The 22,873-nt window shown below is 67.7% G+C and carries 15 protein-coding genes and 1 tRNA gene; 6 read left to right on the top strand and 10 right to left on the bottom strand.

What is annotated here, in order from left to right:
- On the top strand, nt 1-474 hold the full coding sequence (locus OHA05_RS13505) for an NUDIX domain-containing protein (RefSeq protein ID WP_328860704.1): 474 nt from the start codon (nt 1-3) through the stop codon (nt 472-474).
- Here the strand turns inward: OHA05_RS13505 and OHA05_RS13510 are convergent.
- Complete coding sequence (locus OHA05_RS13510) at nt 462-1,028, bottom strand: HD domain-containing protein (RefSeq protein ID WP_328860705.1); 567 nt, start codon at nt 1,026-1,028, stop codon at nt 462-464. The genes OHA05_RS13505 and OHA05_RS13510 overlap by 13 nt on opposite strands.
- A 1-nt stretch (nt 1,029) precedes the next feature.
- Nucleotides 1,030-1,491, bottom strand: coding sequence for a GntR family transcriptional regulator (locus OHA05_RS13515; protein WP_328860706.1), 462 nt, complete (start codon nt 1,489-1,491; stop codon nt 1,030-1,032).
- A gap of 464 nt (nt 1,492-1,955) precedes the next feature.
- Here OHA05_RS13515 and OHA05_RS13520 point away from each other — a divergent pair, with 464 nt between their 5' ends.
- On the top strand, nt 1,956-4,676 hold the full coding sequence (locus OHA05_RS13520) for an ATP-dependent DNA helicase (protein ID WP_328860707.1): 2,721 nt from the start codon (nt 1,956-1,958) through the stop codon (nt 4,674-4,676).
- 204 nt (nt 4,677-4,880) lie between these two features.
- Here the strand turns inward: OHA05_RS13520 and OHA05_RS13525 are convergent, their stop codons facing one another.
- Nucleotides 4,881-7,502: an NB-ARC domain-containing protein gene (locus tag OHA05_RS13525; protein ID WP_328863385.1), complete on the bottom strand. Its 2,622-nt coding sequence runs from the start codon at nt 7,500-7,502 to the stop codon at nt 4,881-4,883.
- A gap of 501 nt (nt 7,503-8,003) precedes the next feature.
- On the opposite strand from OHA05_RS13525, the gene OHA05_RS13530 reads away from it, so the two are divergent.
- The 4 genes from OHA05_RS13530 (at nt 8,004) to OHA05_RS13545 (ending at nt 13,831) form a co-directional block, all read left to right on the top strand.
- A tRNA-Leu gene (locus OHA05_RS13530) sits at nt 8,004-8,077 on the top strand.
- A gap of 446 nt (nt 8,078-8,523) precedes the next feature.
- Nucleotides 8,524-9,468 (top strand): serine/threonine protein kinase, encoded by a 945-nt coding sequence (locus OHA05_RS13535; protein WP_443043687.1) that lies wholly within the window; start codon nt 8,524-8,526, stop codon nt 9,466-9,468.
- A 3-nt stretch (nt 9,469-9,471) separates the two neighbouring features.
- Complete coding sequence (locus OHA05_RS13540; protein WP_328860708.1) at nt 9,472-11,691, top strand: serine/threonine-protein kinase; 2,220 nt, start codon at nt 9,472-9,474, stop codon at nt 11,689-11,691.
- A 121-nt stretch (nt 11,692-11,812) separates the two neighbouring features.
- Nucleotides 11,813-13,831, top strand: coding sequence for a serine/threonine-protein kinase (locus OHA05_RS13545; RefSeq protein ID WP_328860709.1), 2,019 nt, complete (start codon nt 11,813-11,815; stop codon nt 13,829-13,831).
- Nucleotides 13,832-13,855: 24 nt separating this feature from the next.
- Here the strand turns inward: OHA05_RS13545 and OHA05_RS13550 are convergent, their stop codons facing one another.
- From OHA05_RS13550 to OHA05_RS13580, 7 genes are all read right to left on the bottom strand, one after another.
- Nucleotides 13,856-14,545, bottom strand: coding sequence for a hypothetical protein (locus OHA05_RS13550; protein ID WP_328860710.1), 690 nt, complete (start codon nt 14,543-14,545; stop codon nt 13,856-13,858).
- A gap of 8 nt (nt 14,546-14,553) precedes the next feature.
- Nucleotides 14,554-15,246, bottom strand: a complete 693-nt coding sequence (locus tag OHA05_RS13555) for a hypothetical protein (RefSeq protein WP_328860711.1) — start codon at nt 15,244-15,246, stop codon at nt 14,554-14,556.
- A 6-nt stretch (nt 15,247-15,252) separates the two neighbouring features.
- Nucleotides 15,253-17,493: a DUF6571 family protein gene (locus OHA05_RS13560; RefSeq protein ID WP_328860712.1), complete on the bottom strand. Its 2,241-nt coding sequence runs from the start codon at nt 17,491-17,493 to the stop codon at nt 15,253-15,255.
- A gap of 41 nt (nt 17,494-17,534) precedes the next feature.
- On the bottom strand, nt 17,535-18,008 hold the full coding sequence (locus tag OHA05_RS13565; RefSeq protein WP_313946071.1) for a hypothetical protein: 474 nt from the start codon (nt 18,006-18,008) through the stop codon (nt 17,535-17,537).
- Between the two features lie 214 nt (nt 18,009-18,222).
- Nucleotides 18,223-20,538, bottom strand: a complete 2,316-nt coding sequence (locus OHA05_RS13570) for a xanthine dehydrogenase family protein molybdopterin-binding subunit (RefSeq protein ID WP_328860713.1) — start codon at nt 20,536-20,538, stop codon at nt 18,223-18,225.
- On the bottom strand, nt 20,535-21,965 hold the full coding sequence (locus OHA05_RS13575) for a (2Fe-2S)-binding protein (RefSeq protein WP_313946069.1): 1,431 nt from the start codon (nt 21,963-21,965) through the stop codon (nt 20,535-20,537). Before OHA05_RS13575 ends, OHA05_RS13570 begins: the two co-directional genes overlap by 4 nt.
- Complete coding sequence (locus tag OHA05_RS13580; protein ID WP_313946068.1) at nt 21,962-22,858, bottom strand: FAD binding domain-containing protein; 897 nt, start codon at nt 22,856-22,858, stop codon at nt 21,962-21,964. Before OHA05_RS13580 ends, OHA05_RS13575 begins: the two co-directional genes overlap by 4 nt.
- Nucleotides 22,859-22,873 lie beyond the last annotated feature (15 nt).

Here is a 22,873-nt window from a genome sequence, read left to right on the forward strand (position 1 = left end):
ATGGGACGCATTGACTACCTGCACGACCCTGACGCACCGACAGCTAACTCAGTCGTGCCATCCGTCGTGGCGTTCGTCCAGAACGATGCGGGGCACGTGCTCATGATTCAGCGGTCCGACAACGGGCGTTGGGCGCTGCCCGGCGGTGGGCACGACGCGGGCGAGTCCATCAGCGACACCGTGGTGCGCGAGGTCTGGGAAGAGACAGGCGTCGACGCCGAAGTCATCGACGTGTCCGGGATCTACACCGATCCCGGACACGTGATGCAATATGACGATGGCGAGGTTCGCCAACAGTTCAGCATCTGCTTCCGCGCCCGTCCGGTCGGGGGCGAGCTGCGTACGAGTAATGAAACAACGCAGGTCCGATGGGTGCGCCCAACGGACCTGCCGAAACTCGACGTCCACCCCACGATGCGGCTCCGTATCGAGCACGCCATGGACCGGACACGGGCAACCCCCTACATCGGGTGACGCTTGGCGACAGTGACCCGTTCGAGGACGCGCGCCGTGCTTGCGCAGATCTCCGGCTCGGCGCGGCGGATGAACGTGCCGATTAGGCTGTCCGGCCCGTAGCGGCCGGCGATCTCGTTGACCCGATCCACCGGGTTCGTGGGTACACCGTCCGGCGTCGTATTCATGTCGCAGTAGCAGAGCGCGTCATTCAGGTGCGCGCTCTCGCGAGGGAACTCGCCTTCCAGCTCTGCACGCAGTCCCCGCGCCTCAGCCTCCATCCATGCACAGGAATGGTGAGCAACGAGGTTCACGACCCGTTCGTCCGCGCGGGCGATGTCGCGGAGGTAGCGCGCGCCATCGAGCGGGTGAAAGCCGGTCTTGGCGAGGTCTGGCGAGTAGCCGATGTCGTGCAGGACGGCAGCAGCTTCCAGCAGCTCCGCGTCCTGTCCAAGGATGGGTGCGATAGTGCGCGCCCGCTCGGCGACCCCTAGCGAGTGCTTCCAGCGGCGCGGTAGCGGCTCTGCAAGCAGCGACTCAGCCAGGGGGTAGGCCCACTCCGTCAGCTCCGACAAGCTAGAAACTCTCCTCTCGATTCGGCGCGGCGCGGACCGTCCGCACCCTGCCCTGTCCTCCACTTGCGAGCACGCCGGCGGCCTCCAACTTGTCGAGAGCCTTGGTGACGGTCGGACGCGAGACCCCGAACCGCTCGGCCAGAACCGACGCGCTTGGAAACGCTGCCCCGGCTTCCAATCGCTCATCCGCGATGACGTCCGCGATGCGCTCTTCCAGCGGTCGGCGGTTCGCCCGCTCGCCTGCCCGCACGACACGCCACCGGCCACCCGGCACCGGTTCCGCGACACCGTCCTTGTGGAGAGCTGCGAACGCGCGGAGAGCGACCCCGCGCGAGATCTTGTATTCGTTCATGAGATCAGCAGCAGACGGAAGCTCCGTCATGTTCGGGTCCGTCTCGACTCGTGCCTTCACGGCGTCGGCGATCTTCAGGAAGGTTCCACGAGGACTGGCCTGCTGCGACACTCGTTCTCCCTCTCTGCTGACCCGTCGTCGCTCTCAAGAGTCGCACGTCTGCCGACGGCTGTTCCCGAGACCCGAGGCGGCTCGCGCCGCCTGACCGGGTGTACAAGCGGCGAACTCGATGGCAGCGAGGGGGATAGGGCCCTTCGGCGGATGTCATCGAACAGCTCGCTGCGGACTGGGCGCCCGTACAGGCCAAGTCCGCAGCAGGTGTGGTGGCAAGCAGGGCAGTCTTAAAAAGAGGGTCGTTTGTGGGCTCTTGAGTGGTTCTATTGTCGTCTGATGTTGTGTACCGAGAGCGGCATCCACTGTTCGGCAGCAGAACGAACACCTGCGCGGACACCGTTCGGTGCACTTCAGCAAGGCTCAGGGCGGGGCGGCCAGGTCCAGTGCTTCGCCATCAAAGGTGACGCACGATCCTCCGGGGAAGTAGAGCGGGAGCGATGGCAACAGTAGAACAGCAAGTAATGAGCGCCGACGACGTGATCTGCCAGAACCTTGCCAACCCAGTTGGCGACCGAGGCTTCCTCTCCCAAAACGTGCTGGGGCAACTCCGGAATCTTGTCGAGGGCCTTGCTGTCTGGGCACTTAATGATCGCTCGACCGAGTTTCATTACAACCAGGTCGGGCCAGCTCTGGACGCTGTTAAGGCGATCTCCAAGTTCCGGCTCCTGAGTAGATTCCATGGCCTACTCCAGGCTAGCGTCTCGCACTATACGCTGGATCGCGACCCATCCGAGCGATTGATGTTGAAATATTACGAGTACCTACTCCGCACCCGAGACCTTGCGTGGGATCAGCTCGGAATAGCGATCCTGACCAATATCGAACAGTTCCCTATCGACCTCGACCCCTCGTTGCGAGAATACTACGAGAAGATTGCTGCCTGCATCGAGCAGGGAAAAGCGAGGCCGTCCTCAAGTCCACGTCACGAGCGATACTACATTCACAGCTCGCGACCGTTCTTCATCGCCGGCCGCATCTACTACGAAGTGACCTTTCATCACGCCCACAACCGGACGAGCAAGTTCGATCGCATTATTGGCTTCACCGACATCGACATCACCGACAAATACGCGGCCAAACTGGAGCTGGCGGGTGACACGATCGAGGTACTGGGCAAAAGAATGCCGATCACGCTGATCCGCTCATGGGAGGTGTCAATCAGACCGTGCGAGTTCGACAACTTCGCGCGCCTCTTCAGCGCCTCGCATGGAAAGGCCAATGGGTCACATTCCGAGTACCGCAACCTGATGCGGTACCTCACAACAGCCCGGTCAAGTCTGCTTGATCTCATGGATATGACCGACGCCGCTTACAGCTCACTCCGATCCTGGGCACTAACCGGCACTCAACGAGATGGGGTTATCTTTCCCGTCCTTGACCGCGCGCGGTCACTCATCCGCAACAACCGGCCAGGTTCTCGCCTGGTGCGCTACCTCATGCTGCGGATGAACAACCGCATCATCAAGGCACAGTTCGATGTCGACCAGTGTTCTGCACTCTCGGCGCTGCGCGTATCTTGGGGTTGCAGGCCCTTCGACACGATGCCGTTCTGCACATCACCACGCGGACATAACCCGCGCTTTGGGGACCTTGCCGAGAGTCTGGACGGGAGGACTCGGCCTCACGAGCTGCTGGCCAGACGAGTCAGGAGCAATGTTGAGCAGCACGGTGTTATCTATACGCCGGTAGCTGAGCTGGAGGACCTTGGTGACCTCGACGAGCTGATCGCGCGCCACAACCGCATGCTTCCACCCACAGAACGACACGCGCGAAGGAAGCTGGCTCAAGCAAATGGGCATGTGTTCATCGTCGGCTACGAGGACGATACGGTCTCGATCATCAACAAACTCCGGGAAATCTCTGCTAGTGGAGTCCCCCAACACAGCAGCGACGTACAGGCATGGATGGACGTGCACCCGGGCGTCATCGATGACCCGCTGAAGGCTACAGCTCTGACGAAGTTGTTCGAGCACTCGAATGTCGCCCTCGTTTACGGCGCGGCCGGTACGGGAAAATCGACGATGGTGAATCACATCGCGAACTACTTCGAGGGCGCGCGGAAGCTCTTCTTGGCGCATACCAATCCGGCTGTCGACAACCTGAAGAGACGAGTGAAGGCGCCGAACTCTGAGTTCAGCACGATCAGCAAGCACGTTCGTAACGGTACGTCGTTTGGAGCAGAGTACGACGTCTTGGTAATCGACGAGTGCAGCACGGTGAGCAACGCAAGCCTGCTCGATGTACTTGAGAAGACGTCCTTCGAACTGCTCGTGCTTGTTGGCGACGTATACCAAATCGAGTCGATTGAGTTCGGCAACTGGTTCAGCATCATCCGGTCGTACATCCCGAGTGAGTCTGTATTCGAACTCACCGAGCCCTTCAGGACGACCGATCAGGGCCTTCTCACGCTGTGGAGCAGGGTGCGGAACCTGGACGATCACATCGAGGAGTCGCTCTCTAAGAGTGGTTACTCGGCGGTTCTGGGAGACTCGCTGTTTCAACATAGAAGCGACGACGAGATCGTGCTCTGCCTCAATTATGACGGCCTGTATGGAATCAACAACGTTAACCGGTTCCTGCAGGCAAGCAACCCGAATCCAGCTGTGAGCTGGAGCGACTCCACCTACAAGGTCGGAGATCCCGTACTTTTCAACGAGTCTGATCGGTTCAGCCCAGTCATCTTCAACAACCTGAAGGGGAAGATCGTCAAGATCGATCGCGAGCCCGGTCGTATCACTTTCGATGTAAATCTCGAACGGGATGTCTCTGAAGACGATGTGCTCTTCACAGGCTTGCGCTGGGTGGAAGGATCGACTGTCCAGTTCGACGTCTTCGAGCGCGGCAACAGCGACGATGACGACGACTCCGTCACCACCATTGTGCCGTTTCAGATCGCCTATGCCGTATCGATCCACAAGGCACAAGGTGTTGAGTACGAGTCGGTGAAGGTTGTCATCACAGATGCCAACGAGGAGAGCATCTCTCACAGTATTTTCTACACTGCGATCACACGTGCTCGGAAGCGTCTCGAAGTGTTCTGGACTCCGGAAACGCAGCATCGGATCCTGAGCCGCCTCGCAGTGCGCGAGAACACGAAAGACGAGCATCTGATGAAGAGCCGCCGAGGTTTGGTCCCTGTTGAGAAGCGACCGAAGCGCCAAAAGACGCGCCAGCTCCCGTAGACGCCGGCAGCAATAGCAGGCGTCCGGAGCCGTTCAGCTGACTCGATGGAGACAGCCTCCGTGCAGGTTGAAGGGGTGCGAACACCTCCGGACCAGGCTCTGACAAGCCCGGACAACCCTGCAAAACAGGTGGACATGCGTATGGCCCGCCTCAGAGAGGTGGGCCATACGCATGCTGGTCAGCCGTACCTGCGAATGCCTGGCCTAATCCTCTGCAGGGATAGGGGCCACGAAGTTGGCGCGTGGGCGGTCACCCTTGCCGTGCTCGTCGACCTCAAAAAGGACGTGCATTCCAACAGGATTGACTGAATCCCATGCCATTCCACCGGTCACCTGAACTGCCGCCCCAGGAAAGAAGACGTCACTGGGATAGTCGGGGTGCGAGATGAAGCCATATGTGCCGCGCCAAGCTTTGACGATCCCTCGGGGTGGCCCGCTTGAGCTCCCCTCCTGTTTCGGTTTGGCCACGTGGACAAGATCTTCGCAAAGACCTGAGAGTTCCTCGTCGATTCCTGCAAGACGGTAAAGCCTTCCAACTCTACCTGGAAAGTGACGCCACGCGACGCAACGCTCAAAAAGGACGGCATGACGCTTGACTCCTTTGAGGATTCGGACTGCGTCTCCTTTAAATTGGGGAGGGAACAAGCCGATCTCCCCGATAGAACGCAGGAAAGCGTTCGCACTTTCGAGGAGTATTTCTGCGAGCCGCTGGTCCCACGCCCCAGAGTCCAGCTCCCTGATCCCCTGCGAGAATCCGGCCGATGCTTTATGTGCCGCTTCCAGAGGGCGCCGGTCATCCTCCAAGAGCGACTCAGACCAGCGACGCCACGAGTCAACCAGACCCGTAAGGATGATGAGTCGCAGCCTTCCCCGCCCCGTCATGTTTTCTAGAGCCCACTCTAGATGAACCTGGGACTCCTCATAGTTTCGCGCCCAGAGGTGGATCTTGCCCAGTAGCTGAGCAGTGTCAGCGGTTTGAAGGTATTCGTGGGCCGACTTGGCCAATGGGAGGGCGGCATCTACGTCGTGGCCTCGGCCGGCGAGGTGGCCTGCGAAGTAATAGGCAACGACGGCCTTACCGGCTTCATCAGCCTTTCCTAGCGCGGAACGGTACAGGGAGCTGGCTTGATCAATTTGATCGTTCTGCGACAGGATGAAGGCTTCTACACGGTCAACTTCCCAGAATTCTGGATTCAGCGAGCGAGCTCGTGTTATGTAGCCCTGTGCGCGCTCCATCGAGCCTGCGCGGGACTGGGCCAGGGCTAGCCTTAGCAAATGAGCCGTGGGCTCATCGTGGTGCGAGCGAACGCGCACCACATTGGGCGCTAGCTGGCGTTTACTCTCGTCCGAGCGGCGCTGTTCCTCTGAACGCTTGAACTCCTGCTCGCGTAGCAGCGTCCTGCTGATATCCGTTTTGGGTAGAGGTGCAACTCTACGCAGGAAATGCTGAGCCGCCTCTGTTATCTGAACTCGCGAAATCAACTCATCGTCGGGGTCCGGCTTCTGCGTAACTAGAGAACCGGCACTAAGCTCCTTGACCGCTAGATTCAACTCATCAATCGGCGAGTCGGTCAGTACCGCCAACTCGTCGAACGTCGATGTGCGGTCGAGGGCGTAAAGCACCGACAGGATTGATTTAGGTGTCCCACTGAGAGCATCGAATACCGACCTGACGCAGAAGTCGATCAATTCATCCTGGTCGGTCAAGGTGGGGTGAGGTTCGCGGCCGGATTCGACGGAAAGGACGTACCATCGGATGGCCAGCGGGCTGAAGCGCAGTCGAGTGACGATCTGCTCGACGGTTTCCTGTTTCAGTCGCGACAGGAAATCAGCTCTCCCCCCCCGCGCTCTGGCGAATGCCCTGAATAGCGTTTGTGCGTCCTTCTTCTCCAGCGGGGCCAGGGGGATGCGGCGCTCGATCTGCCCGATACCGATTCTGCTGGTCATTAGGTATGTGACGTTATCGGGAAGTGTTTCGTACAGCGTCACAATCTCACTGCCGCTAACCGTTTCCAGATTGTCGATAATGAGCAGCGTTTCGATTCCTTCAAGGGCTTTGGAGAGTTCTTCGGCGCCACCCTTGAAGTCGTCCGCCAATACCTTGCCTAGATTCTGCGTGGCCCCCGTGATGTCGCGCACTGCACCCGCGATTTCAACGACACCATTCGCCGTGAGTCGCTCTGTCTTGAGCGAAGTCCAAAGAATGCACTCATAAGGTGAGTCTGGATTGTCCAGGAGCGAATAGGCCACATCCGAGGCGAGGGCAGTCTTGCCAATGCCGCCTTCGCCGGTGATTGTGATCATGGGCTCGCGGCGCCGTAGGAGGTGCTTAACTATGGCGCTGCATGCCTGAGCCCTTCCGATCAGGCCGGTTTCGTCATAGTCGAAGGGGGGAAGGTTATGGAGAATGCGATCCGAGTAGCGACGCTCCGAGCCGTTAAATGCTGGCTCCCACTCAGGCTCTGCACCCAATCGATCCAAGGTGTCTCTGAGTGTCGGCCAAAAGCGGCTCGTGAATTCTCGACAGGCACTTACTGCTTTCTCGGCATCCCCTGCTTGTAGGGGGCGACCATGCATAACACGGTTGCGTACGGGCACCAAGGTGTCCATACGGGGCGTGCCAAGGCGTAGTTCCCTGGCTAGTTCCAGCGGAAGTGCTTCGCGGTGCCTATTCAGGATGTCGTACGCCTCGCGCATGTCCAGGTACTCGACGATCGAAAGCTCGTCATCACTGGCGTCGGCGTGACGGCGGTCAGCAGCCCTCTCGTAGCTGTCTGCCAGAGCCTCGACTTCACTCATGTGGTCAAGAACGAAACGCAGGATCATCTGACGCACGTCAGATTCGAATGAGTCTACGAGGATGTATAGGCGCGCACGAGTCATGCGGGTGTGAAGCAAGCTGAACCCCCTCCAAGCCTGGCCGTCTCACATTATGTGAAGGATGACGCCGTGTCAGGGGTACGAGCTGAGGAACTGACAGCGTTCGTCGCACGTGGAGCGCACGGGGGCACGCTCTGGGTTCTTTCGCTGATGAAGGTGACCCACCGATCTTGTGTTGCTCGGTGGGTCGGACGACGAGGGCACGTCATGCGTAGGTGGAGCAAGGGCAACGTGTGGACGGGGCGCACCGTTGTCTAGGTGATCGCTGGCGAAGCGGCAGGCCAGAGAGATCTTGGCGCGTCGTGGCCGGCCGCCTCACGAGCAAGGCGCGGTGGAGGCGTGCCGTCTCAGTTTCCGTCTCATTCATCGCCGTGCGCGGCCGTCCGGGGCCGTTCGTTCCACCTGAATGGGCGCAGCATCCGTACTGGAACGAACACCGGTGAACCCGGCCGTCTTGTCTCCTGACCAGCCAGGACAAACCTGCAAAGCGAGTTACGCGGGTTCGATTCCCGCCACGGCCTCACCGTCCGACCAGGCACGACGAAAGGGCGGCACCCCCGGGTGCCGCCCTTTTGAGCACCATCCGTCTCGAACCCGGTCTCAGCCCCCCACGCGTTCCTCCGCGCGCGGGCAACGCCGGAGGGCCGTCCGCGGGCCCCTTCGCCGGCCGTTGCCGTCAGGTCGTACGCGGGAGGACCGCGGTCGGCCCGTCCGCCTGCGGGACGCCGACGCCGCCCTCGTCCGACGCGGTCCGCGAGACCCGCACGGGCCCCCGCATCCCCGCATCTCCCGTGCCCATTGCCCCTGTTGCGTCTGCGCAGCCCACACCCCCGACGTCTTCGGCTCCGATCGCAGGCCGGGGCAGCGGCCGTTGTCGCCGGAATCCGTGTCCGGGTTGCATCCGCAAGGCTGTTGTCAGGGCCACCCTCCGGGCCGCACCAGCTCGTGAGTAGGCTCCTGTTCGTTCATGAACGACACGGGGGCTCTGCACATGGAACGAGCGCACACGGAAGGCTCGCGCGCGCCCAACCGGCGCCTGATCGGGCCGTACCACCTCATCACCCGGCTCGATCCGTCCGGCCCGGGCTTTCCGCCCGCGCCTCAGCGCCGGTTCATCGCGCGCAGCCCGGACGGCGACCGTACGGTGCTTCTCAGCGCGCCCCTGGACGGAACCGATCCCGCCCGCTTCCTCGTCGAGGCGGACGCGGCCCGACTGCTGTCCGTCCCCTGGGTCGCTCCCGTCACCGAGGTCTCGCCCCCGTCCGGCGCCCCCTGGTACTCCTCCCCCTACCTGCCCGCGCTGCCGCTGCCCGTGGCGCTCGCCGTTCACGGCGGACCGCTGCCCGAACGCACCGTGCGGGTCATCGGCGCGGCACTCGCCGAGACGCTGGCGGGCGCGCACGCCGCCGGTGTCACACACGCCGGACTCTCCCCGGCCGCCGTCCTGCTCGGCGGGGACGGCCCTCGCCTGACCTCCTTCGGCGCCGTGCGGGCCGCGGCACCGGACGGTGAGCAGCGTTCCGGGCTGCCCGGTCTGGAGCCCGGCAGCCTCGCGCCCGAGCAGGCGTCGGGCGGGCGGCCGCGGCCGCCGGGCGACATCTACGCCCTGGGCGCGGTCCTCGCCTATGCGGCGACCGGCCACACCGTTCCCGACAGCGCCGAACTCCCCGTTTCCCTGCGCTCGTTGATCTCCAGGTGCCTCACCCGCGACCCGGCGGCCCGCCCGAGCGCGGTCGAGGTGCTGACGGCCCTTCCTACGGTGTCGGCCGCGCCCTCGGCCACGGTTCTGGACTCGGCCGCGGCTCTGCTGACTCCCGGCTGGCTCCCCGGCCGGGTGGTGGCCGCGGTGGCCCGGCAGTCCGCCGAAGTACTCGCCGCCGAAATCCGAGTCCCGCAGACCCCGGAGCGGTGAGGGGTGCTCTCTCCTCTCGCTCACGACGACCCCGCCGGTCTCGGCGCATACCGGCTGATCGCCCGTCTCGGCACCGGCGGCATGGGCACGGTCTACCTCGCGCGGTCGGCGGGCGGCCGCACCGTCGCGCTCAAGACGATGCACCAGGGCATCGCGTCGGACCCCGCCTCACGCACGCGTTTCCAGCTGGAGACGGACGCGGCGCGCGTCATCGGCGGCCACCACGGCGCGACCGTCGTGGACGCCGACCCCCTCGCCGAGACGCCCTGGCTGGCCACGGAATACGTCCTCGGCCCTCCGCTGGACGATGCCGTCGCGCTGGCGGGCCCGCTGCCCGAACCGTCGGTCCGCGCACTGGGTGCGGCGCTCGCGGGGGCACTCGGTCAGCTGCATCTGTCCGATGTCGTCCACCGCGACCTCAAGCCGTCGAACGTGATGGTCACGGGGTACGGTCCCAAGATCATCGACTTCGGCATCGCGCGGGCGGCGGGCGACGACCGCCTCACACGGACGGGTTCGGCGGCGGGCACGCCCGCCTTCATGTCCCCCGAGCAGGCGACGGGCCAGGAACACACCCCGGCGGGTGACGTGTTCGCCCTCGCCGGTGTGCTGGTCTTCGCCGCCTCCGGCCACGGTCCCTTCGGCACCGGGCAGGCCGCGGACCTGATCTACCGCGTCCGCTACGCCGAACCGGACCTGACGGGAGTCCCGGAGGCCCTGGTCCCGATCCTGGCGCGCTGCCTCGCCAAGGCCCCGGAGGAACGCCCCGGCACGGCACGGCTCGCCGCCGAACTCCACGACGGGCGGGGCGACTTCGCCGACCATCTCCCCGACACCCTCCTCGCGGAGATCGCCCGCCGCGCGACCGAGGTCTGGCAGTACACCCCGTACCGCCTCCCGGTGCCGGACCATGCCCAGGCGCCGTTCGCGGAAACCGTTGCCGACTCCGGGCTCCGTACCGGGATGAGCCGCCGCAGGCTCCTGTCCGTCTCCGGCGGCTCGGCGCTCGCGGCCGTGGCCGCGGCCGGCGGTGTCGGCGCATGGGCGTGGCTGCGGGATCCCGACGGCGGGACGGCCGGCGGGGCCGGCGGTGCGGCAGGCCCGACGGCGACCGCTCAGCCGGTCACCGGGACGCCCGCCCCGCCCGTCAAGGGCCAGGCCTGGCGCAAGAACGTCCTCCCCCCGAAGAACGGCGAGGCGGGAGCGGCGGCGCCGCTCGCGCCGCTCCCCGTCGGGGACGTCGTGATGATGGCGACCGGTGAGGGGTTGCTGGGGCTCGCGGCCCTGAACGGAGAGCGCCGTTGGCTCGTGAAGGACGTCCGGGAATCCCGGCACGTCCACACGGACGGCAAGCTGATCCACATCCTGCTTCCCGGCGGCCCGTACCGCGACCGGCTGTTGCTGCACACCGTCGACCCGCTGGGCGGACGCACGACCCCCGTGGCCACCTTCACCACGCCCATGCGCCGGACCGCGCTGCTCAGCGTCGCCGACGGCACGGCGTACGTCGCCGCGGAGCACCGAGGAGGCTTCCTCTGGAGCCTCAGGGCATTCGACGTCCGCACCGGCAAGGAGAAGTGGAGTTCACCCCTGCGCGGGAAGGACGTCGGGAGCTCCGACGACGTCATCGTCACCGCCGTCGCCGGCGGTCGGCTGATTCTCCGCAGACCGGCGGAGACCGGCAGCGGCCTCGACGTCAGTGCCTTCGACGTCCGCACCGGCCGGCAGGTGTGGCGGATCACCCTGCCCGGCGGGAAGCACGGCGGCTCCGCGCTCGCACCGAACTCACTCGCCGCCGACGACAGGCATGTGTACGTGGGCGGACAGCGGCTCCAGGCGCTCCGCCTCGCCGACGGCAAGGCGGCCTGGGCGTTCGGCGCGGGCCGGCCGGCGGGCGCGTACGGTACGCCCGCCCTGCGCGACGGTGTGGTCTACGCGGCGGAGCAGGACAAGGGCGTCGTGGCCGTGACCGCCACGGACGGGAAGCTGCGGTGGGAGGCGGAGACCAAGGACCGGCCCGACCCGGCGGTACCGGTGGTCGTGAACGACAGGTTCGTGTACGTCGTGGCCGACAGCAGCGTGTGCTCCGTCGATCTGGAGACGCACCGCCAGGGGTGGTCCTTCGCACGGGGTTCGCAGAGCCTCGGTCTCCATGAACGCGTCCCGCGTCTCTTCCTCACGGACGACGCGGAAGTCATCGCCGTCAATCTCCTCTTCACCTGAACCTGAACCCGGCCCCGGACCGAACCCCGGGCCCGGACCCGGGCCTGCCCGGACCAACCCCAGCCGCAGACCAGACCCAGACCAGCCCAGACCCAGACCCAGACCTGAGGACGAACCTCCGATGAACCCCCTCGGCCCCGGCGATCCGCTCCGGCTCGGCCCCTACCGTCTCGTCGGCGTCCTCGGTGCCGGTGGCATGGGCAAGGTGTACTTCGGCCACGACAACCAGGGCCGGGCAGCGGCCGTCAAGGTCCTGTTGCCGCAGCTCTCCACCGACGCTCACATGGTGCAGCGGTTCCTGCGCGAGGCCGAGGCCGCCCGGTCCGTCACCGGGCGGGGTGTCGCGCGGGTCCTCGCCGCCCAGACCGAGGGCGGCCGCCTCTGGATAGCCTCGGAGTTCCTCGCGGGGCCGACCCTGGAGCAGGCAATCGACGCTTACGGGCCGCTGCCCGACGACGCCCTGCGCGCACTCGCCGCCTCCCTCGCCGACACCCTCGGGACCATTCACGCCGCCGGGCTGATCCACCGCGACCTCAAGCCCGCGAACATCGTGCTGACCTCGTCCGGGCCGCGCGTCATCGACTTCGGTATCGCACGGCCCGAGCACGGACTCACCCTCACCACCACCGGCCAGGCGCCGGTGACACCGGGCTACGGCGCGCCCGAGCAGGTGCTGGGACAGCGCGTCGGGCCGCCCGCCGACATCTTCTCGCTGGGGGCGGTACTGGCGTACGCGGCCAGTGGCGTACGGACGTACTCAGGCGGTCATGTGGCGGCCGTGCAGTACGAAGTGGTGCACGGGGAACCGGATCTGAGCCGCGTCCCCGAACCGCTGCGCGTGCTCATCGGCCCGTGCCTGGCGAAGGACCCCGCCTTCCGGCCCTCCCCCGACCAGATCCGCACGGCCTTCGCCCCGCCGCGGCGCGCGGATCGGATCTGGCAGCAGGGGGCGCTGGCCGCGGACATCCAGCACCGTGAGACCGGTGCGCGGCAGTGGTCGACCCAGCCCGGCACGGTCGTCGCGCAGCCTCCGGGCCGCCGCCGCTTCCTCACCGGACTCGCGGCGGGCGTGGCCGTCCTCGCCGCCGGAGGCGGCACAGCCGCCTGGCTGCTGAGCCGCGAACAGGCGGAGGGCGCGACCACGGGGAACGGTACGAAGACCGCCCCGGCGGGCACGCGGCTCTGGGGCCCCCTGGCAGTCGCCGATCCGTTCAGCCCTCCGGCGGTCGCGATCGACGGGGTCCTCGTCTTCGGGGCGAAGGACGGCGGTCTCGTCGCCTACGGAGCGGATGACGGCAAGCAGAAGTGGCAGACGTCGAAGGTCACCGCGTCCTTGGAACTCGTGGTCATGCCCGGCGGTCTGATCGCGGCCGGGGACGGGTCCGGCACCGTGCACGCCATCAGTCCGGCGACCGGCAAGGAGCGGTGGGCCGCCGGCATGGAGGCCGCCATGCTCCTCGCCGCGAACGACGACGCGCTGTTCGCCGTGACCCACGACGGTGCCATCCGCGCCCTCGACACGAAAACCCACAAGACCTTGTGGACCGCCAAATCCGTGTTCGGCACCGGCTACGCCGCGGCGAGCAAGGACCACCTGGTCCTCCAGTCCGACTCGGGCGCCATCACCGCGCACGACACCCGTACCGGGGACACTCTCTGGACGCGGCCCAAGGGGAACAGCTTCGGCTCGATGCCGGTGATCCACGAGGGCCTCGTGATCGTGGGCGGTGGATCGCTCATCGCGATCCGCCTGGCGGACGGCAAGGACGCGTGGACGATCGCCCCCGAAGCGGGGCGGGACTGGGGTTCGCCCACCGTCGACGGGGACCGCGTGTACGTCGCCGCGTGGCAGACCCTGAACTGCCGCCGGCTCAACGACGGCGGCAAGGTCTGGGCGACCGACATCAAGAGCGTGCCGCTGCCCAGCCTCCGCCCCCAGCTCCTCGGGGACCACGTCTGCGACGTCTCCGGCAAGGACCCCAAGTCCTTCGACGCGGTGGCTCTCCACAAGGACACGGGCAAACAGGCCTGGACCCACGCCCAGCACAGCACCAAGTCCCTGAAGCTGACGTCCGACGGCAAGCGGCTCTTCCTGCTGCAGAACGAGACGGTGACGACGGTGTCGGGAGGCGTCGCGTAGAGCTGCTCTCGCGGGGGCGCGCCTCTAGTGGTAACGAGGCCAGTTCGCGTCGGCGACCTGTGGAGCAGTCTTCGGAAGGTTGGTGTCGTTGGTGCAACCGGCCTGGTCCGCGACCTTGTGGGCGACCTCCAGGACCATGTCGAGACCGACTTCACGGGCCTGCTTCGCGCTCAGGTGGGCAGAACGCATGGGGTGGGCGAGAACGTTCACCCTCACGTACTTGTCGTTCCGGATGTATTCCGGAGCGTCCTTCGGCTGATCCACATCGCACGGGAAGTAGACCCGGTTCGTGGGCCCCAGGTAGTAGGCGTGCACCCCGGCGTCGAACGTCTTCGCCTTGTCACCCCTCAGAGCACCAGCAGCCTCGAAATCATCCGCCTTGGGCGGTTCACTGCTCCAACTGAGGCTCACGGTGAGCACGTGCTCAACGCCGTCGTCTCTCTCGACGTCGTAAGCACAGTAGCTCGGCCAGTGATCCTTGATCACCCTGTACGGCGACTTCTCGAGGGAGAACCGGTTGCCCGGCCCGAGCAGCCTCTGCATCGACCCCTGGCTCGGCGTCCCGTCCCAGCACGGCTTCTTCGGCGCACTCAGCGGCTTGACCTCCCCCTTGTCGCCCACCCAGAGCCAGACACCCAGCCCGGCAGCCGCGATCGCCAACACGGCAGCGAGAGCAACGACCTTGCCCCGCGAGGACATCCTCGACATCGACATGCCCACCCCTAATGGAACCGAGGCCAGTTCGGCTCGTCGACCTGAGGAGCGGACTTCGGAAGGTTGGTGTCGTTGGTGCAACCCGCCTGGCCCGCGACCTTGTGGGCGACCTCCAGGACCATGTCGAGACCGACTTCACGGGCCTGCTTCGCCGTGAGATGAGCGGAGTCCATCGGGTGCGCCGCGACCTCGACCCTCACGTACTTGTCGTTCCGGAGGTTGTCCGCAGCGTCTGTCGGCTGATCCACATCGCACTGGAAGTACAGCCGGTTCGTGGCCCGCAGGTAGTACGCGAGCATCCCGGCGTCGAACTCCTTCACCTTGTCGCCCGGGCCAGCGCCCGGAACTGGGAGATCGGACGCCTTGGGCGGTTCGCGGTGCCAGCTCAGGTACACCGAGAGCAATGGCTCCACGCCGTTGGCACCCTGGACGTCGTAGTTGCAGCGGGTCGGTGAGTGATCCTTGATCACCTCATACGGTGACTTCCAGAGGATCAACTGCTTGCCCGGCCCGAGCAGCTTCTGCATGGACTCGTGGCTCGGCGTCCCGTCCCAACACGGCTTGGCAGGCGCGCTCAGCGGCGTGCTCTCCTCCTTGTCGTCGCCCGCCCAGAGCCACACCCCAAGGCCCACGGCCGCGACCAACAACACTGCGGCGAGGGCAAAGATCTTGCCCCGCGCGGACTTCACGGTCACCGACATGCTCGCCTACTCCGGAGGGTTGCGCTGGTAGAAGTCTTTTGCATCTCTATGCAGGTCTGCGCCGTGGTCGTAGCCCACTTCGGACTGGTTGTGGACGTTCGTGCGCATATCCGTCTCGTTTGCACCAGCCGGCATGCCGGCCACGGACAGGCCGTTGAGCGCCTGCTCGGTGGCGTTCTGCCGGGCGTCGAACGAGGCCTTTCCCGCCTCGTCCGCCGTCTCCGCCGCGGTGTTCCGCTCCGCTCCCTCGACCACCTCGCCCACCACCATCTCGGTGACGCCATTGATGATCTCCCCCGCCACAGGGACCCGCTCGGTCGCCAGTCCGACCGTGGAGCCGAAGACCGAGTTGAACATGTCGGCACGCTTCTGCAACTGCTCGTTGTAGTCCTTGTCGCTCAACTGCCCGCCGGTGACGATCTCGTCGTGCCGCGCGCCGCCCAGGATGCCCTCGATGGTTCCTGTGCCAAAAGCGATGTTCCCGAGGTTCACGGCCGACGTACCGGAGAACCTGTCCGGGTGCTTCACGACGTCGTTCATCAACGTCGCCGAATAGTTCTCCGCCCCGAGGGTCGCCTCGGCATACGACTCCGGGTTCCGGCCCAGCACGTCCAGGAACTCGACGGTCGCCATGGCGTCGAAATTCTGCGGATGCCCGTACAACTCCGCGAACGTATTGCCCTGCCGCAGCGTGTTGTTGATCTCCGGCATGTACTCGCCCGCCATGCGCCCCATGCTGTCGGCCATCTTGTCGTCCATCAGCTTGGGGTCCCCCGCCAGCGAGTTGACCACCTTCTCCATGATGGCCAGGCGTTCCGGGGTGTGCTCCGGGTGCGGGGACACCGGGCCGTGGTCGAACGGCATGCCCGTCGTCGCCGCCTCCAGCGCGTGGCCGAGCGCGTCCTTGCCGAAGACCTTGTCCTCGCCCGCGGTCATCGGGGACGTCGCGTCGGGGATCCAGGTGCGGGCGCCCTCGCCCTTGCCGTCGGAGCCCATGCCCATCAGGTAGTCGAGGTTGGTCATGCTCTCGCCGGGACCCGCGACGTTCGCCTGGAGGAAGGCGGTGGAGGCGTCGGGGTTGCGGCCGTACGCCTCCAGGAGGCCCGTGAGCGGGTCCCAGCCGCCTCCGCCGGTCGTGTCGGCGTTGAGGCCGAAGCCCTTCATGCCCGCGTAGCTGCCGTCCGGGCGGGACCAGGCGCCGCCGTCCAACTCCCGTTCGTACGCGATCATGTCGTTGCCGACCTTGTCGAGAAAGCCCTTCTCGTACGTGCCGTGGCGCAAGAGGGTGCCGAGCACCTGGTAGCCCTTGGGCTCGATGCGGTTGCCCAGCATCTCCAGGTCGAGGTTGCTGCGCCCGAGCTTCATCAGCTCCTGGGTGTACTCGTCGCCGAGCTTCGGCTGCGCGGTGGCGAGCGCGACGCCCATGCTGTCCTGGATGCTGCGGGCGAGCTGGAGCTGGGTGCCGCCCTCCGCGGTGCCGTCCAGGGAGATCTGTGCCTGGAACCTGAGCGCGCCCTCGGGACCGAGGTCGCGGTAGAGCTTGGTGGCGAAGGGCTGGTCGTCCGCGTTGTACTTGAGGATCGTGCGGAGCTCCTTGAGCTCCTCCTCCGACAGCTCCTTGCCCTCCTTGTAGAGCTTGAGGCTCCGCTGGGCGAGTTCGGCGGCGCGCTCCTCCTGGGCCGCGTCGAGCGAGTCGTAGTTCGTGTGCCCGAAGTTGTTCGGGTCGTTGCCGTGCGACTTGCCGAGCGCCCGCGACACCGAGGCGTCGATCTCCGACGCGTGTCCGATCAGTCCGGCCACACGGTCGGCGAGGGCCTGGGCCGCGTCCCGCTGTGCCTGTGTCCGCTCGTCGGTGTCGCCCCGTACGTGCGGGAAGAACCAGCGCACGGCCCCGCCGCCGATGTCCTCGATCCGGCAGCCGAGATTGGCCGCGTCCGTGCCGACGGCCGTCTTCACCTTCTTCTGGATGCCGACGAGTTCGGAGTGGGCGTCCTCGAGGAGCTGGTACGTCGTCCGGGCCTGCGCCTGGGCGTCGGCGAACTCCTTCTTCGTCTTGCGGACGAAGTCGCGGGTCACCGTGGCGTTGTCGCCTTGCCAGCGCGCCCGCTCCGACTTGGCGTACATACCGCTGTCGGCGTTGCCCGCCAGCTTCTTGAGGCTGTCGGCGACCTTCTTCCAGTCCGCGACGGCCGCGCCCAGCTTGCCGAGATCGACCTCGACGAGGTCTGTGAGAGTGAGGCTGCCCACCGCTGTTCCCCTGTTCCCCTGTTCCGCCCGTTTCCCCGCGCCTACTTGAAGTACTCGTTGATCTTCGACCAGGACTCCGCGCTGCCGTCCCGATGCCGCAGGGAAGCGGCGATCTGGGCGTCGTCGTTCGCGTGCTGCCCCTTGCTGTAGTCGAGGTGGTTGGAGATGTGCGCGCAGGCCTGCAGCAGGGTCTTCAGGGACGTGTCCCACATGCTGAGGGCGGTTCCGAGGGCCGGGCCCAGGGCGAAGTGGTTCCGCGAGAGCTCCGAAGAGGCCTGCATCGTCGATCCCGCCCCGCTCTTGTCCGCCCCCATCCCGGCGAGGTCCGCACCCTTGCCCAGCTCGCCGTGCAGAATGAACGCCTCGTGCCCGACGGCTCCCAGGTCGTCCTGGTTCACGACGAGTCCGCCCGTGCCGGACCCTCCCGGGTCCGCGGGCACTTGATTGAGCTGCATCCCGGTCGGCTGTTGCCCGCCCGCCGTGCTCTTGAGCTGCTCCCAGTCGTCCCACGCCATGAAGGTTCCTCCCCCGCGCGTCCCGTCGTATGGGCACACTGCGGCTCGAACCTAGTGAACGGCTTCACTCACTTGCAAGTGCTACGGGTCATGCGCGTTCAGCTGTTCCCCGCCTCCAGCACGGCGGAAGCGGGGAGTCGACAGCGGGGAATCGGTCGATCCCGGGTCCGGTGCGGCCGGGGCGGTGTTCAGGAGGGACCGCCCGGGACACGGCCTAGCCCTGGGGAACAGCCACCGCCGCCTGCGGTCTGATCGGGAGTCTGTTGATCGGTCTGCCCGTCGCCGCCCGTACCGCCGCCGCCACCGCCGCCGGGGACGTCACCACCGGGACCGCGCTGGCCGGTTTGGCTCCGAACGGGGCCACCACGTCCCGTTCCTCGACCAGCTTCACGATCCGGATGTCCGGGGCGTCCAGGGAGGTCGGGAGGGCGTAGCCCGTCAGGTCCGGGTGGCGGACCAGGCCGCGGGCCGTGCGGAGGTTTTCGGTGAGGGCCGTGCCGACGCCCTGGGTGACGCCCGCCTCGATGCGGCTGGCGAGCTGGGCGGGGTTCAGGATGCGGCCCACGTCCTGGGCCACCGCCATTTCGACCACGCGGATCGAGCCGAGCTCGATGTCCACGTCGACCACCGCGCGCACCGCGCAGAACGCCATGCCCACGAACGCGTCGCCCTGGCCCGAGCCGTCGAGAGGTTCCGTGGGGTGCGGGCGGCACTGGGCGGTCGCCCACAGTTCCTTGCCGTCCAGCGCTTCCGTGACGGTCGTGGACAGCACTCCGTCGTACGACGTGATCTTGCCGTCGGTGATCTGGAGCAGCTCGGTGGACATGCCGAACTTGTGGGCCAGCGGCTGGAGCAGCTGTGTGCGGACCATCTTCGCGGCCCGCTCCACCGCGCCGCCAGAGACCCAGGTGTGGCGGCCGTGGGCCGCCGGGCCGGCCGGGGGCTGGTCCGTGTCGACCGAGGCCACGTGGACCTCTTCGACGCCGAGCGTCTCCTGGACGATCTGGCGGGCGAGCGTGGAGAAGCCCTGGCCCGTCTCGACGGCCGCGCAGATGACGGTGGCGACCCCGTCGTGCACCTTGACGGTCGCGGTGGAGACCTCGTCGGTGCCCTCGGCGCCGAGCATGTGCACCATGCCCAGCGCGTAGCCGACGCCCCGGCGGACGGCGCCCGGTTCGCCGGCGCCCTCGGGTCCGCCGGGCAGGAGCCAGTCGTCCTCCGGCGAGTCCTTGGGCAGGGACGGGAGCGGGAAGTCCCGTACGGCCTGGAGCAGTTCGGCCACCGGGGCCGGGCAGGTGACCGTCTGGCCGGTGGGGAGGATGTCGCCGGTCGCGAGGACGTTGCGCAGCCGGACCTCGGTCGGGTCGAGTCCCAGCTTCGCGGACAGCTTGTCCATCTGGGCCTCGTAGGCCGCGCACACCTGCATGGCTCCCTCGCCGCGCACATGGCCGGAGGGCGGGTTGTTCGTGCGGACGGCCCAGCCCTCGATGAAGGCGTGCGGGACGACGTAGGGGCCGCAGGCGAACGCGACGGCCGCGGCGAGGGATTCGGAGGAAGCGTCGGCGTACGCGCCAGCGTCCAGCAGCAGTTGGGCCTCGACCTTCACCAGGCGGCCCTCGGCGTCCGCGTGGTGGCGGTAGCGCAGCAGGGTCGGGTGGCGGTGGGCGTGGCCGAGGAAGGACTCCTCGCGGGTGGCCGTCAGTTTGACCGGGCAGCCGGTCTTCAGCGCGAGCAGGCCGAGCGGGAGCTGGAAGCCGGGATCCTCGCGGTCGCCGGTGGCGCCGGGGACGCCCGTCACGACGACCTTCACCCGCTCGGCGTCCAGGCCGAAGCACGAGGCGGCCAGGTCGCGGTCGGTGTGCGGGTCGGTGGAGGCGACGTACAGCTCGACCCCGCCGTCGGGGCGCGGGACGGCGAGACCGGCCTCCGCGCCGATGGGCGCGGGGTCCTGGCGGCCGATCCGGTACAGGCCCTCGACGACGATGTCGCCCGCGATGTCCGGGTCGCCGTAGCGCAGCGGGATGTGCCGGATCAGGTTGCCGTCGGGGTGCAGGGGTTCGGCGGCGAAGGCCTTCTCGGGGTCGGTGACCGGTTCGAGCACCTCGTACTCGACGGCGATGGCGGCTGCCGCGAGACGGGCGGTGTCGGGGTGGTCGGCGGCCACGGCCGCGAGCGCCTCACCGTGGTGGCGGACGATCTCGGAGGCGAAGACGGGGCGGTCGGCGATGCGCCTGCCGTACGCGGTGTCGCCCGGAATGTCCTCGTGCGTCACCACGGCGCGTACGCCCGGCATCTCCTGCGCCGCAGAGGTGTCGATCGACAGAATCCGGGCGTGCGGGTGCGGGGAGCGCAGGATGGCCGCCCACAGCAGGCCCTCGGCCCACAGGTCGGAGGCGTACGGGAAGGTGCCCTCGGTCTTGGCCCGGGCGTCGGCGGGAGGCAGGGAGGCACCGAGGCCGTGGGTCGGCTGGTCGGGGCGGGGTGTACCGGCCGTCTGGGGCGTCGCGGTGGTGGCCGCGTCACTGGTCACGCCATGCCTCCGTCGTGCGGGTGGGGCTGCACACTACCGGCACCGGGCGGCGCCTGGTGCGGAATGCGCGCTTCCTCACTCGCCTCGGCGGCGGCCGCCGCGCTCGCTCCGCGCTCGGCGACGACCTCCTTCACGGCGTCGAGCACGCCGCGATAGCCCGAGCAGCGGCAGAGGTTGCCGCAGAGGGCCTGGCGGGTCTCGAGCTCCGAGGGGGCGTGGTTGCCCTCCAGCAGGTCGTGCACGGTCATCGCGATACCGGGGATACAGAAGCCGCACTGGACGGCGCCGCAGGCCGCGAGGGCGCGCTGCACGTCGGACGGTTCGCCGTCGCCGGCGAGCCCTTCGACCGTACGGACCTCGGATCCGGCGGCGGTCGCCGCCGGGACCAGGCAGGAGGCGACGAGACGGCCGTCGACCTGGACGTTGCAGGCGCCGCACTCGCCCTGGGAGCAGCCGTCCTTGGCGCCGGCGAGGCCGAGGCGCTCGCGCAGCACGTAGAGCAGCGACTCGCCGATCCAGGCGTCGGTGACGGGCCGGTCGGCCCCGTTGACGCGCAGGACGTAGGAGGTGGGCGGGTGCTCCTCGGTGCCGGTCGAGGAGAGGGGAGCATCCGCTGAAGCGGCGGGCTCGGGGGACGAGGCGGGCTCGGGGGGCGAGGCGGAAGCGGAGGGCTCCGGGGCGTACGCGTCCCGCGACGGCTCCCCCGCGCTCTCCTCCTCGCGCCGCTCGGCCGACGCGTGCTCGGCCGACGCGTGCTCGGCCGACGCGTGCTCGGCCGGGGCGTCCTCCGCCGGCGGCGGCTCCGCGGCCTCAGGCTCTGGCGTGCGCTCGTCGTCCGCGGCGCTCCCGCCGGCGGGCGCGGTGGCCCAGGGCGCGGGTGCGCCGCCGGGCAGCGTCGCCGGTGCCTCGCTCGCCCACGGCGCGGACGCGCCGCCCGGCAGGGTCGCCGGTGCGGAGCCCCACTGGGACTGGAGCAGAGAGGCGGCGAACTCGCCCGACTCCTCCGGCAGATCGCCCTGGGCGACCGGGATGGTCCACTGGCCGGTCACGTCGGAGGCGGGTGCGGGCTCGCCCTCGGTGAAGCTCCACTGGCCGGTGACGTGCGCGTCAGCGGAGTACCGGTCCGTGTACTGCTCACCGTGGCCGGCGGACCCGCCCGGTTCGGGCCACTGCACGGTCTCGGGCTCGCCGGTGGGCTGCTGGACGTGCCAGCCCTCGGGCACCGATGGGTCGGACACCGGCGTCAACGGCATGATCATCGGCGGTACGTAGCCGTGCCCGGGTGCCGCGAGCGGCGCGCCGTCCTGCGAGCCCTCGGGGGGCAGTTGGAAGAAGCCGGTCGCCTCGGCGTCGTACTCGCCCTGAGGCGTCGGCTCCCAGCCGCCGTGCTCCGGCGCCCGCCCCCGCGGATTCTCTTCGTTGCTCACGACAGCGCCCTCCCCAGTGCACGTCGGGCCAGCGCGGCGACGGTGCGCCGCAGATGCAGTACGGCGGGCGGCAGCACGGGCTGCTCCTCGCCCGGCGCGGCCGGGGCCGGGTCGGGGATGCACGCCGCCGCGACGTACTCCCCGAAGGCCGCCAGTGCCTCGCCCGCGAGTCCGCGCTCGCCGTCCCAGTCGATCAGTGACGCGATCCAGCGCTCGGCCTCCAGCGGCCGCAGCGGCATCGGCGCGATCGCACCGACCGCGCAGCGCACCCCGCGCCGCACCGGGTCGAGGACGACCGCGACGGACGCGGTGGCGCGGCCGGGGCCGGTGCGGCCGGTGGCCTTCACGAAGACCTGCGGGGCGTGCAGCAGGGGCACCCGTACGAAGCCGATGAGTTCGGCCGGTCCGAGCATCTCGCGGCCCGCGAGCAAGTGGGACACCGGGATCTCCCGGCGGCTGCCGCCGGGTCCCGCGATGACGAGGTCCGCCTCCAGGGCGGCCAGGACGGGCAGGGTGTCGCCGGTCGGGGCCGCGGTGGCGATGTTGCCGCCCAGGGTGCCCGCGTTGCGGATCTGGGGCGGGCCGGCGGCGCGCGCGGACGCGGCGAGTGCGGGGATGAGGGCGGCGAAGTCGGGGCGTCCCATGCGGGCGTGGGTGAGGCCGGCGCCGAGCAGGGCGTGTCCGTCCAGGTAGCGCCAGCCGCGGATCTCGCTGATGCGGCCGAGGCCGACGAGTCCTGCGGGGCGCAGCTGGCCCCGGTTGACGGCGGCCATGAGGTCGGTGCCACCGGCGACCGGCACGGCGGCGGGCATGTCGGTCAGCGCCGCCACGGCCTCGTCGAGCGAAGCCGGCAGCGTCACCGACTGCGATGTCTGCGGTGCGTGCGTGGTCACCCAGCTGCCCCTTCC

The organism is Streptomyces sp. NBC_00306, from assembly GCF_036169555.1.
Classification (GTDB): domain Bacteria; phylum Actinomycetota; class Actinomycetes; order Streptomycetales; family Streptomycetaceae; genus Streptomyces; species Streptomyces achmelvichensis.